Source organism: Lactobacillus mulieris (assembly GCF_007095465.1).
In the GTDB taxonomy this organism is placed as follows: domain Bacteria; phylum Bacillota; class Bacilli; order Lactobacillales; family Lactobacillaceae; genus Lactobacillus; species Lactobacillus mulieris.
The window spans coordinates 56,662-69,527 of the sequence record NZ_SDGL01000006.1 but is presented as its reverse complement, the minus strand read 5'-3'; the positions used below and the strand labels follow the sequence as shown (position 1 = coordinate 69,527).

Sequence of the window (12,866 nt, the reverse complement as noted above, 5' to 3'; positions counted from 1 at the left end):
GTTAAAAGCTTATGTAAGCGCTATTAATATTTATCTATTACTAGAATAACACAAAAAGATAGAAAAAAATAAATGAATAAAGGTAATATCTGATGAAGTGTTTTGAAAGCAGTTACTATAATAGAAAGTGAAAATAAATCAAAGAAATATTATCCAGGGAGGATATATCAATGGCTTTTAATTTAAGAAATCGTAGTTTTTTAACATTAGCAGATTTTAATACACGTGAAATGGAATATTTACTTAACTTATCTGAAGATTTAAAGAAGGCTAAGTATGCAGGAACTGAACAACAACACCTTAAGGGTAAGAACATTGCATTAATTTTTGAAAAGGCTTCAACTCGTACTCGTTGTGCTTTTGAAGTTGGTGCCAAGGATCAAGGCGCACATGTAACTTACTTAGGACCATCTGGTTCACACATTGGTTACAAGGAATCAGTTAAAGATACTGCCCGCGTTTTAGGTGGAATGTTTGATGGTATTGAATACCGTGGCTTTTCACAACGCTCAGCAGAAACTTTGGCTAAATATTCAGGTGTTCCTGTTTGGAACGGTTTAACAGATGAAGATCACCCAACCCAAGTTTTAGCTGACTTCTTAACTGCAAAGGAAGTTTTGAAGAAGGAATACCGCGACATTAAGTTTGCTTTTGTTGGTGATGGTCAAGACAATGTATCAAATGCTTTAATGCTTGGTAGTGCAGTTATGGGGATGGAATACCACGTTGTAACTCCAAAAGAATTGAACCCAGATCCAGAAGTTTTAGCAAAGGCTAACAAGATTGCTGAAAAGACTGGTGCCAAGATTGTTGTTTCAAACGACATCAAAGAAGGCGTTAAGGGCATGGATGTTATCTATGCTGACGTATGGGTATCAATGGGTGAACCTGACGAAGAATGGGAAAGAAGAATTAAGCTCCTTAAGCCTTACCAAGTAACTAAGGAAGTTATGGAAGCAACTGAAAATCCACATGCAATTTTTGAACACTGCTTACCAGCATTCCACAACTTAGATACTGCTGTTGCTAAGAAGATTAAAGATAAGTATGGTTTAAGTGAAATGGAAGTAACTGATGAAGTCTTTGAAAGTCCACAATCAGTAGTATTCCGCGAAGCAGAAAACCGTATGCACACCATCAAGGCTGTTATGGTTGCAACCTTAGGTGACTAAGGAGGAAAGTTTAATGAAAGTTGTTGTAGCTTTAGGTGGAAATGCCTTAGGTAAAACTCCAGAAGAACAATTAAAGTTAGTTAAGCAAACTGCTAAGTCACTTGCTGGTCTAATTAAAGCAGGACATCAAGTCGTTATTAGTCATGGTAATGGCCCACAAGTTGGGCAAATTAACTTGGGCTTAAGCTATGCGGCTGAACATGGTGAAGGAGCTAGCTTCCCATTTCCAGAATGTGGTGCCTTAAGTCAAGGTTATATTGGATATCATTTACAACAAAGTTTAAAAAATGAATTGCCAGATAAAGATGTTGCAACCTTAATTACTCAAATTTTGGTTGATGAAAAAGATCATGCATTTCAAAATCCAACTAAGCCAATTGGAAGCTTCTATTCTAAAGAAGAAGCTGAAAAGTTAGCTGAAGAAAAAGGGGTAACTTTCAAAGAAGATGCTGGTCGAGGATATCGCCAAGTTATTGCATCACCACTTCCGGAAAAGATTATTGAACTAAATTCTATTAAAACTTTAATCGAAAACGGCACAATTGTTATTGCTGGTGGTGGTGGTGGTGTACCCGTTATCAAAACTGAGAGTGGATTAAAGGGTGTGCCAGCTGTTATTGATAAAGACCGTTCAAGTGCTTTACTTGCTGATAATATTAGTGCAGATACGTTAATTATTTTGACAGCAGTGGATTATGTTTATGTAAATTACAATAAGCCAGATCAAAAGACATTGAAGGATTTATCAGTATCTGAAGCCAAGGAATATATTGCTGAAAAGCAATTTGCCACTGGTAGTATGTTGCCAAAGGTAGAAGCTTGCTTGAGCTTTGTTGAAAATCACCCAGAAAGAAAAGCAATTATTACCTCACTTGCCGGCTTAGATGATGCACTAGCAGGCAAGCTAGGAACAGTAATTCATAATTAAAACATTATTTTTATTAAAAATAGACTTGAGAAAAGGAGTGAAAGTAATGACTAGTGGAATTCATGTAACTTCTGAAATCGGAAAGTTAAAGACTGTTATGCTTCACCGTCCCGGTAAGGAAATTGAAAATATCACACCAGATTATATGGAACGACTTTTATTTGATGATATTCCATATTTGCCAATTGCTCAAAAAGAGCATGACTATTTTGCACAAACGTTGCGTGATCAAGGAATTGAAGTAATTTATTTTGAAAAATTAGCTGCTGAAGCCTTGGCAGATGAAAAGGTACGTCATGAATTTTTGGAAAGAATGATTGCCGAATCTGGCTATATTGCAGGAGCAACTAAAGAAGCTTTGATGGAATACTTGGGCAGTATGAATGTTCAAGATATGGTTAATAAAATTATTGAAGGTGTAAGAATTGAAGATGTTGAAATTAAAAATCCAGATCTTCAATCACTTTCAGAAGATACTGATTGGCCATTCTTAATGGATCCAATGCCAAATGCTTACTTTACTAGAGATCCACAAGCTTCAATTGGTAATGGTATTTCAATTAACCGGATGACCTTTAAGGCACGTCAAAGAGAATCTTTGATTACAGAATACATTATTAAGTATAATGAACGGTTTGCTGGTAAAGTTCCAGTATGGCGTGATCGTAACCATGCTACTCACATTGAAGGTGGGGACGAATTAGTTTTAAGTAATCATGTTTTGGCAATTGGTATTAGTCAAAGAACTACTGCTGATGCAATTCAAGATATTGCAAAGAACTTATTTAAAGATTCTGATTACGATACCATCATTGCTATCCATATTCCACATAATCACGCAATGATGCACTTAGATACTGTCTTTACAATGATTAATTATGATCAATTTACAGTTCACCCAGCTATTTTGAATGAAGATGGCAAGGTAGATAATTGGGTACTTCACCCAGGTAAAGATGGTGAAATTACCATTGAACACCACACTGACATTAAGGCAGTTTTGAAAGAAGCTTTGAACAAGCCAGAAATTGACTTAATTGCGACTGGTAATGGTGATAAGATTGTGGCTCCACGTGAACAATGGAATGATGGTTCAAATACTTTGGCAATTGCTCCAGGTGAAGTTGTAACTTATGATAGAAACTATGTATCAAACGATTTGTTACGTAAACATGGTATTTTAGTTCATGAAGTTCGTTCAAGTGAATTGTCACGCGGTCGTGGTGGCCCACGTTGTATGTCTTGCCCAATCGTACGTGAAGATATCGATTAAGGAGATAGCGAAGTTGGCCGAAGAGGCTACTTCGCTATTTTGCGTGAGGTGTAATTATGGAAAAAGAAAAAGGAATTAGCCGTGTTGAACTAATTGCATTGATAGTTAGTTCATGTATCGGGACTGGTATTTTTGGTATTACTAGTGATGTTTCGAAAGCTGCAGCACCAGGACCAGCTTTGCTTGCATGGCTGTTTGTTGGTTTAGGAATTTTAGCTTTAGTTTTATGTTTAAATAACTTATCACAAAAGCGTCCAGATCTTGAAGCTGGTATTTTTAGTTATGCTGGTGCAGGCTTTGGACCATTAGGTGAATTTATTTCAGGTTGGTCTTATTGGCTTTCAGCATGGCTAGGGAATATTGCCTTTGCGACTATGTTAATGAGTGCCATTGGTACTTTTGTTCCTCTGTTTGCTGGTGGTCAAAATGTTCCATCAATTATCGGAGCAATTATTTTTTGTTGGCTTTTAACTATTTTAGTTAACCACGGTGTAGAAAGTGCATCATTTATTAACTTTATTGGTACTATTTTTAAGATTGTCCCATTAGTGCTATTTGTTATTTTGATGGTAATATTCTTTAAAGGTGGGATGTTTACTACTGATTTCTGGGGTCAAGTCCTTAATAATATGTCTAAAGGAACTGTAACAGGTTCAATTGGTGAACAAGTAAAAGGTTCATTGATGACAATGATTTGGGTATTTATTGGCGTTGAAGGTGCGAGCGTCATGGCCCACAGAGCTAAGACTCGTAAAGAAGCTGAACAAGCTTCAATTATTGGATTTATTTTATTAGTCCTAATTTATGTTTTAATTTCAATCTTACCTTATGGTACTTTAACTCGTGCTCAACTTGCTAGTGCAGGTCAACCTGCTTTAGGATATGTACTTAAAAATGTAGTTGGACAATGGGGAGCTACCATTATTAACTTAGGTTTGATAGTATCAACAATTATTTCATGGTTGTCTTGGACAATGCTTCCAGCAGAAACTACAATGTTAGCTGCTGAAGATAAGGCAATGCCTAAAGTATGGGGAAAAGTAAATGCTAAGGGAGCACCAACTGCTTCGCTTTACATTACAGCGATTCTGCAAACACTCTTCTTGTTCTCACTTTTATTTACACAAGAAGCTTATGAATTTGCATATTCATTATGTACAGCTGCTATTTTATTCTCGTACTTGTTAGTTGGTTTGTATCAAATGAAGTTTAGTGCTGGTCGCAAGGAATGGGGACAATTCACTATTGGTTTGCTAGCAGCAGGCTTTCAATTGGCATGTATGTTCTTGGCTGGTTGGCAAGAAGTATTGCTAGTATCAATTAGTTTTATCCCAGGCTTTATTATTTACTACCAAGCATGTCGTGAAAATAGACGGTCAATTTCATTATCTGAGAAATTGGTAATGGGAGTTATTCTATTGTTAAGTTTGGTATCAATCATGTTTATTATGACTGGAGTAATTAAAATTGGCTAATTACTGAATATAACTTAAAGAAGAAAGTTCTAATTGTTTAGAGCTTTTTTTTTTGTTAGACAAATAATAGTTTAATCTGATAAAATGATTAATTATTTTATTATTTTTCAGAATAGGTGAGAACAATTAAAAAAAGAGCAATTGGAAAGCTAGAACTAGTTGCACTAATCGTTAGCTCATGTATTGGTGCAGGAATTTTTGGAATTACTACAGATATTAGTACAGCTGCCGCCCCCGGCCCTGCAATATTAGCTTGGTTATTTGTGGGGTTGGGAATTTTATTCTTAGTTTTATCATTAAATAATTTATCGCAAAAAAGACCTGATTTGGAATCAGGAGTATTCAGCTATGCCCATGAAGCATTAGGACCACTAGCAGAATTTATTGCTGGATGGACTTATTGGTTGTCTGATTGGTTAGGAAATATTGCAATTGCCACTATGATGATGAGTGCATTAGGAACCTTTTTCCCGATTTTTGGAAATGGGCAAACTATTGCTGCTATTTTATTTGCAATTGTAGTGGGATGGATATTAACTTATTTGGTTAATGAAGGAGTAGAAAATGCCGCTTTTATCAATACTATTGGAACTTTTTTCAAAATATGTCCTTTAATTTTATTCCTAATCTTTGTGATAATTTCTTTCAAAGCAGGTTTATTTACAGCTAATTTTTGGGGAAATGCATTTGATAACTTAAATGGTAGTTTTAAGGTTGGAAATTTATGGTCACAAATTAGAGCATCATTATTAACTATGATCTGGGTGTTTATCGGAATTGAAGGTGCAAGTGTGATGGCTCACCGGGCTAAAACAAGAAAAGAAGCTGAATTTGCTTCGATTGTAGCTTTTATTCTGCTGTTCTTGGTTTATGTCTTGATTTCTATCTTACCTTATGGGGTTATGACGCAAGCGCAACTAGCTAAAGCTGGTCAACCAGCTTTAGGAGCAATTTTGACTAAGCTGATTGGGTGGCCAGGAACAATTATTATAAATATTGGGTTAATTGTTTCTACTTTTATTTCTTGGCTGTCATGGACACTTTTACCTGCAGAATCTACAATGTTATTAGCAAGAGATAAAGTTTTACCACCGTTTTGGGGCAAAACAAATAAAAAAGGTGCGCCAAAAGATTCGTTGATTTTAACAGCTAGCTTACAAAGTATCTTTTTATTCTCACTTTTATTTACAAAGCAAGCTTATGAATTTGCATATTCATTATGTGTTGCAGCCAGTTTATTTACGTATCTATTCGTTTGTATCTATCAGATGAAACTAAGTCGAAAAGAAAATAATTGGGGTCAATTATTAATCGGATTATTAGGTGCGCTCTTTCAATTATGCTGTATGATTTTAGCTGGTTGGAAACAAGTTCTATTAGTTACAGTTAGTTTTATTCCAGGCTTTTACTTGTATTACAAGGCTAGGAAATATTATCAAAAAACAATTTCTCTTTCTGAAAAATTAGTTATGATATTTTTACTTTTGTTAAGTATATTGGCAATATATCTAGTAATTGCTGGTACGATAAAAATTAGTGGATAAGAAAAAAGCAGTCAGATGACTGCTTTTTTAATTGAGTTATAAAATTGGAAATAGGAAAATAATTAAACAGTTAGAATAATTAATGTAAAAAGAGATTAGTTGAAATCAACAGATTTACCATTGACTTCAACGCTGTATTCAAGACTTGCTAAATCAAGGTTTAACACAGCTTTTCTAGTCTTATCTTTGTTTTCACGAACAATTTGGATTTGGCTTTCGCTAGGAGTAGTAATATCGATGCTACCTTCTAAGTCAAAAGCTTCTTCTTCATTTCTGAAGCGTAATAAGTTAAGTAATTTTGCAACTACTGGACGCTTAACTTCGTCAGCTACTTCATCAACTTCATAGTAGTGACGGTTGATATTTCTACCTTCTTTAGTTTCTTCGAGTAACTTCAAGTCATTTTGACCAGCAAGTAATCCAACGTAGTAAACTTGTGGAATACCAGGTGCAAATACTTGAACAAGACGAGAAATGAAGTATTTCTTATCATCGTCACCCAAAGCGGAGTAATAAGTAGTATTAATTTGGTAGATATCGAGGTTGTGGTATTCAGCTGATGAATACTTACGTTTAACATTAGCACCAACCTTGTACAATTCATTAGTGGTCATGTCAATTTCATCATCAGATAAAATATCCTTAGCATCAACAACACCTAAACCATCATGAGTATCTAAAGTAGTAAATTGCTTCATTGGACTCTTACGTAGCCAGTCAGCAAGTCTCTTAGATTTACCATTGTAAAGTGAGTATAATAAGACCATTGGTAAAGCAAAGTCGTAAATAAAGTAACCGTGTTCACTTACTTTAAATGGATACTTGTAGTGTTCATGAATTTCAGGGAGAAGTTGAGCATCAGTACCCTTTAAGTCATCATTTGCTTCTTTAAGTAAGTCCCAAATTTCTGGTTCAACAAAGAAATCATTAGTATCAAGCTTTTTAACAGCATAAGCAAATGCATCTAATCTAATTAAGCTTGCACCATGGTTGGCTAAGTTAACTAAATTGTCTTTGACAAATTTCTTAGTTGTATCAGTTCTAATATCTAAATCAAGTTGGTCTTCACCAAAAGTATTCCAGATATTAGTTTTACTACCATCTGCAAATTCAATAGTTTGATATGGGGCACGATCTTTACGTTTGTAAATTAAGTCTACATCAGCTTGGGTAGGACGATTTTCTGGCCAAAACTTATCCCAGTTGAGGTAAAGATCTTTATATTTACTTTTGTCTTTATTTTTTACAAAGTCCTTGTAATATTCTGAGTGCTTGGATAAGTGATTAATCATGAAGTCAAACATTGTGTAGTACTTACTTGACAATGCTTCAATATCACTCCAGTCACCGAATTGATCGTCGACTTTATCATAAGTCATTGGTGAAAAACCACGGTCTCCAGCTGATGGGAAAAATGGCAAGATATGTAAACCACCAATGGCACCTTTTAAATAGTTTTCTAAGACGAAGTTTAGGTCTTTTAAGTTATGACCCATACTGTCAGGATAAGTGATTAACATCACTTTGTTTTGTAATTTCATAACTATTTACTCCTTATCATAGCGCTTTCAGTTGATTTTATATAAAAATTGTATACAATAGTTTTATAATATGAAACTATTTACATCTTTTTACATAAATTACATTTTTTACAGTGTTTATTAAGGGAATAGGATAAGATTATGAGCGCTAATATTAAAGATGTTGCTCGGGAAGCAGGAGTTTCAATTGCAACTGTATCAAGATTTATTAATCAAAATGGCTATGTAGCTGCATCTACTGCCAAAAAGATTGAAAATGCAATTTCCAAGTTAAACTATCAGCCAAAAAATGAAATACGCAAACCCTCAACTACTAAGGCGATAGGGATAGTATTCCCATCAATTAAGAATCCATTATTTTCTGAATTATTTACATATTTAGAAAGTAATTTAAAAAATAAGGGATATAATTGTACTTTGTTTATTGATAATAATGAAAATCATAAGCTGGAAGATTATGTGTCATTAATTCTAGATGGACAAATAAAAGGAATTATTAATAGCTCCCCATTAAAAATAGATAAGGTAAATTATCCAGGGATTCCGATTGTTACTTTTGATAGAAATTTGGGGCCAAATATTCCATTTGTATCATGTAATAATTTAGATGGTGGGTTTAAAATTGCTAAGGCAGTAGTAGAAAAAGGCTGTAAGAAGATTTTGATTTTATCTGGAAATCGTCAGGATTATTTCCCCATTACCGATAGAATTAAAGGAATGATGAAGGTTTTCAATTATCATGAATTAGAAATAAAAACTGCTTATACGGATTTTGAGGGATCAGAAATTGCCAAAAAAATTCAAATTGATGGATTGATAAAAAATAAAAAATATGACGCGATTTGTACAACAGATGATATAACGGCTTTATTCGTTAGAGAACAGGCTAAGTTAATCAACTATTCTCCAATTATTACAGGGTTTGATGGAACAAAATTTATAAATCATCTCTTTCCAGAATTGATTACAGTTAGACAGCCAACGGAAGAATTGGCTAATTTGTTAACAGAAATATGTTTGAATCAGATTGAAAATTATAAGGAAAATATTGAAAAGAAGTATATTTTACCCGTTGAATTGGTAAATAAATAATTTTTACTTACTTTAGGTCTTGGATTAATACCAAGACCTTTTTTATATAACTTTGTTTACTTAAAAAGCTATTTTTAAGTAAACGTTTCAAATGCTTTTATATAAAGAAAATTAGCCACTATTTCTATGAAGCTATTTAATGTAAGTGTTTACATAAAACACCAAAAGCATTAAGATGTAACCGTTAACAAAAATAAAGAAAGAAAAGGATTCGCTTATGATTTCATTTGATGAAAAACAAAAAGTCTTTAACCTCACAAATGCATCTATTTCATACCTTTTTTCTATTGAGGAAGGTGGATTATTAGGCCATTTATACTATGGTCCTAAAATTAGAGCATATCATGGTGAACGTTTCTATCCTAGAATTGATCGGGGGTTTTCTGGTAATTTACCTGATTCGTTAGATCGGACATATTCAAAAGATGATTTGCTCCAAGAATACTCCGGTAATAATACTGGCGATTTTAGATTGCCCTCCATTGTTATTAAGACCAAAAATGGTGCGAGAATGACGGATTTCCGCTATCAATCATATAAGATCATTAATGGCAAGCCTAAGCTTGAAGGTTTACCTCAAAGTTATGTTGAAAGTGATCAAGAAGCTCAAACTTTGGAAGTGACTTTACGTGATGATGTTATTAAGGCTGATTTAGTTTTAACTTACACCATTTACCGTGATCGTCCAGTTATCACTAGAAATGCTCGCTTAATTAATTGTGGTAGTGAAGCCTTCCAAGTTGAAAAGTTAGCTTCTATGCAACTTGATTTAACTAAGCAAAACTATGATTTAGTTTACTTACCTGGACAATATGGTGTTGAACGCCAAACAAGACGTAAGTCAATTGATCAAGGTATTTTTGAAATGTCTAGTCGACGTGGAGCTAGTTCACATCATATGAATCCTTTTGCTGCAATTGTAGATAAGGATACCGATGAATTTCATGGTAATGTTATGGCTACATTACTTGTATATTCTGGCAACTTTAAGATTAGTTTGGAAAGTGACCAAATTGACCAAATCCGCTTGCTTGTTGGAATTAATGATGACAACTTCAGTTGGAAATTAAATCCGGGTGAAAGCTTCCAAACTCCAGAAGCAATTAACGTTTATTCAACTAAGGGGCTTAATGGCATGACCCAAGTTTTCCATCATTTACTTCGTGAACGAGTAGCACGTGGCAAATGGCGTGACCGTGAGCGTCCAATCATTATCAATAACTGGGAAGCTACTGAAATGAACTTTGATGCTGCTAAGTTAGATCAAATAGTTGAGGAAGCTAAGCCACTTGGAATTGAAATGTTTGTCCTAGATGATGGGTGGTTTGGTCACCGGGATGATGACAACTCAAGCTTGGGTGATTGGTATGTCAATACTAAGAAAATTGACTTACATAAGGTGGCTAAGCAGACTCATGATGCTGGCATGAAATTTGGATTATGGTTTGAACCGGAAATGATTTCAAAAGATTCAGACTTGTATAAGACCCACCCAGACTATGTTTTACATGAACCGGGGCGTGGAATGACTTTAGCTAGAAATCAACTAGTACTCGACTTTAGTCGTCCAGAAGTTGTCGATAATATTTTTGATCAAATTTGTAAGATTCTAGATGATGTAGATATTGATTACATCAAGTGGGACTGCAACCGGAATTTAACTGAAGTTTATTCAGCTGCTTATCCAGCAGATCAAGAAGGTGAAATTGCTCACCGTCATATTTTAGGTGTCTACAGTTTAATGGAAAAATTGATTGAAAGATATCCAGATATTTTATTTGAAAGTTGTTCTGGTGGTGGTGGTCGTGATGATGCCGGTTTGCTATATTACATGCCACAATGCTGGCCATCAGATAACACTGATGCTAATGAACGTTTAAGAATTCAAGAAGGAACTAGTTTAGTTTATCCAATTTCTTCTGTTACTGGTCACGTTTCAGCGGTTCCAAATGGGCACACTAACCGCATTACTAGTTTTAAGATGCGTGGTGATGTCGCAATGAGTGCAACTTTTGGTTATGAATTGGATCCAAGTGCCTTAACTGAAGATGAAAAAGCTGAAGTGAAAAAACAAGTTGCCTTTTATAAGGAACATCGTAAATTGATTCAATTTGGTGATTTTTATCGCTTACAAAGTGCCTTTGCTGGTAATCACGTTGCTTGGGAATTTGTCAGCCCTGATAAAAGTGAAGCTTTACTATTTATGTATCGCAAGTTGAGTTCAGTTCGATATGAAATTGTAAACACTAAGATGTATGCCCTAGATCCTGATAAGAACTATCAAGATAGTGTAACTGGAAAAATTTATGGTGGCGATGAATTGATGAACCTCGGTTTATTCAGAAATCCTACTCATAAGGGTGACTTTATTAGTGAAGTTCATTACTTTAAAGCAGTTAAATAATTAAAACAATAATTTTTGGAGATAAAACCGTTATGCAAAAGTGGAAAAATACTGTGGCCTATGGTTTAGGTGCCTTTGGTCATGATTCATTTTATGGAATTTTGAACACCTATTTATTAATGTTTATTACCAGTATTATGTTCTCTGGTGGTGACAAGAATTACACTACTCACATGGTAGCTATTACAACTATGATTATTATGGTTGTTCGAATTATTGAATTAGTCCTTGATCCATTTATTGGTTCAATGATTGATAAAACTAATTCTAAGTGGGGAAAGTATCGTCCTTGGATTTTAGGAACTGGTCTAATTTTAGGTCTTGGTAGTCCATTCCTATTTACTACTATGAATGGGTTAGCAACTAAGAATGGTCACTTGTTCTTAATTCTATTCACTATCATGTTCTTTGCTTTATACATTGTATATGCATTTAAAGATATTTCTTTCTGGGGATTATTACCAGCAATGTCATTATCATCAGATGATCGTGGTTTCACTGCAACTGGTGCTAGAATTGGTTCAACTATTGGTGGTAATATTATTACTGTTTTATATGCAGTATTGTTAACTTATTTCTCAGGTTCAAGTAACTTTAATGAGCATGGTTGGTTTATGTTTGCATTGATTATTGGTTTAACTCAATTTGTAGGTGCGGCATTTACGGCATTTGGTACCAAAGAAAAGGCTTCAGTTGTTACTGATCAAAATCAAAAAGAAATTACTATTGGCCAAATTTTTAAAACTATCGGTACTAATGATCAATTAGGTTGGATGTCACTTTCATATATTATTTATGGATTAGGTACATCAATTACTAACAGTTTTATGCTTTATTACTTCCGTTATGTTCTTGATGCACAAGATAAATGGCAATATGTAGGTTGGCTAGGTATTTTTAGTGGATTTGTTTCAATTATTTCATATCCATTCTTGGCTAAATATTTTGGCCGGCGAAAGATTATGATTGGCTCAATGCTTACAATGGTTTTGGCATACATTATTTATTCATTTACTCAAAATGTGGCTATGACTCTAATTGCACAACTTTTCTATACTTTAGCTGGACCACTTGTATTTATGGTTTTACTATTAACTATTGCTGATTGTGTAGAATATGGGCAATTAAAGACTGGCCACAGATCAGAAGCTGCTACTAGTGCAGTTCGTCCAATGCTTGATAAGTTTAATGGTGCCGTAACTACTGGTTTAACTGGTGTAATTGCTGGTATTGTGGGTATGACTGGTAATGTTGCTGCATCAAGTATTACAGCACACGATATCTTCTTGTTTAAGACTTTTGCCTTTTACATACCACTAGTTACTACAATTGTGGGAATGATCATTTTCATGGCTAAAGTTAAGCTGGATGAAAAGATGCACAATGAGATTGTTAACAAGCTTGCCAAGGATATTAAAGCAGAAAAAAATGAATAAT

The 12,866-nt window shown here is 34.4% G+C and carries 9 protein-coding genes; 8 read left to right on the top strand and 1 reads right to left on the bottom strand.

The genetic code is table 11. The features are described from left to right. The first annotated feature begins 170 nt into the window (after window positions 1–170). The 5 genes from argF to ETI37_RS03730 all read left to right on the top strand — a co-directional run bounded on the left by argF (window position 171) and on the right by ETI37_RS03730 (window position 6,392). Window positions 171–1,172 (top strand): ornithine carbamoyltransferase, encoded by a 1,002-nt coding sequence (gene argF, locus ETI37_RS03750; RefSeq protein WP_006586387.1) that lies wholly within the window; start codon window positions 171–173, stop codon window positions 1,170–1,172. A gap of 13 nt (window positions 1,173–1,185) precedes the next feature. Continuing rightward, window positions 1,186–2,100: a carbamate kinase gene (gene arcC, locus ETI37_RS03745; protein WP_022091315.1), complete on the top strand. Its 915-nt coding sequence runs from the start codon at window positions 1,186–1,188 to the stop codon at window positions 2,098–2,100. A gap of 46 nt (window positions 2,101–2,146) precedes the next feature. Beyond that, window positions 2,147–3,373 carry an arginine deiminase gene (gene arcA, locus ETI37_RS03740; RefSeq protein WP_006586389.1) on the top strand — a complete coding sequence of 409 codons (1,227 nt, stop codon included), beginning with the start codon at window positions 2,147–2,149 and terminating at the stop codon, window positions 3,371–3,373. Window positions 3,374–3,429: 56 nt separating this feature from the next. Beyond that, window positions 3,430–4,848, top strand: a complete 1,419-nt coding sequence (locus ETI37_RS03735) for a basic amino acid/polyamine antiporter (protein ID WP_006586390.1) — start codon at window positions 3,430–3,432, stop codon at window positions 4,846–4,848. 116 nt (window positions 4,849–4,964) lie between these two features. Continuing rightward, window positions 4,965–6,392 carry a basic amino acid/polyamine antiporter gene (locus ETI37_RS03730; protein ID WP_006586391.1) on the top strand — a complete coding sequence of 476 codons (1,428 nt, stop codon included), beginning with the start codon at window positions 4,965–4,967 and terminating at the stop codon, window positions 6,390–6,392. Between the two features lie 95 nt (window positions 6,393–6,487). On the opposite strand, the gene gtfA is transcribed toward ETI37_RS03730, so the two are convergent. Then, on the bottom strand, window positions 6,488–7,933 hold the full coding sequence (gtfA, locus tag ETI37_RS03725) for a sucrose phosphorylase (protein WP_006586392.1): 1,446 nt from the start codon (window positions 7,931–7,933) through the stop codon (window positions 6,488–6,490). 141 nt (window positions 7,934–8,074) lie between these two features. On the opposite strand from gtfA, the gene ETI37_RS03720 reads away from it, so the two are divergent. From ETI37_RS03720 to ETI37_RS03710, 3 genes are all read left to right on the top strand, one after another. Further along, on the top strand, window positions 8,075–9,025 hold the full coding sequence (locus ETI37_RS03720; protein WP_006586393.1) for a LacI family DNA-binding transcriptional regulator: 951 nt from the start codon (window positions 8,075–8,077) through the stop codon (window positions 9,023–9,025). A gap of 217 nt (window positions 9,026–9,242) precedes the next feature. After that, window positions 9,243–11,429: an alpha-galactosidase gene (locus tag ETI37_RS03715; RefSeq protein WP_006586394.1), complete on the top strand. Its 2,187-nt coding sequence runs from the start codon at window positions 9,243–9,245 to the stop codon at window positions 11,427–11,429. Window positions 11,430–11,461: 32 nt separating this feature from the next. After that, window positions 11,462–12,865, top strand: coding sequence for a glycoside-pentoside-hexuronide (GPH):cation symporter (locus ETI37_RS03710; RefSeq protein ID WP_143458485.1), 1,404 nt, complete (start codon window positions 11,462–11,464; stop codon window positions 12,863–12,865). Window position 12,866 lies beyond the last annotated feature (1 nt).

Coding starts and splice junctions, on each gene's coding strand:
- argF (WP_006586387.1), top strand. CDS start 171: ATGGCTTTTAATTTAAGAAATCGTAGTTTTTTAACATTAGCAGATTTT.
- arcC (WP_022091315.1), top strand. CDS start 1,186: ATGAAAGTTGTTGTAGCTTTAGGTGGAAATGCCTTAGGTAAAACTCCA.
- arcA (WP_006586389.1), top strand. CDS start 2,147: ATGACTAGTGGAATTCATGTAACTTCTGAAATCGGAAAGTTAAAGACT.
- ETI37_RS03735 (WP_006586390.1), top strand. CDS start 3,430: ATGGAAAAAGAAAAAGGAATTAGCCGTGTTGAACTAATTGCATTGATA.
- gtfA (WP_006586392.1), bottom strand. CDS start 7,933: ATGAAATTACAAAACAAAGTGATGTTAATCACTTATCCTGACAGTATG.
- ETI37_RS03720 (WP_006586393.1), top strand. CDS start 8,075: ATGAGCGCTAATATTAAAGATGTTGCTCGGGAAGCAGGAGTTTCAATT.
- ETI37_RS03715 (WP_006586394.1), top strand. CDS start 9,243: ATGATTTCATTTGATGAAAAACAAAAAGTCTTTAACCTCACAAATGCA.
- ETI37_RS03710 (WP_143458485.1), top strand. CDS start 11,462: ATGCAAAAGTGGAAAAATACTGTGGCCTATGGTTTAGGTGCCTTTGGT.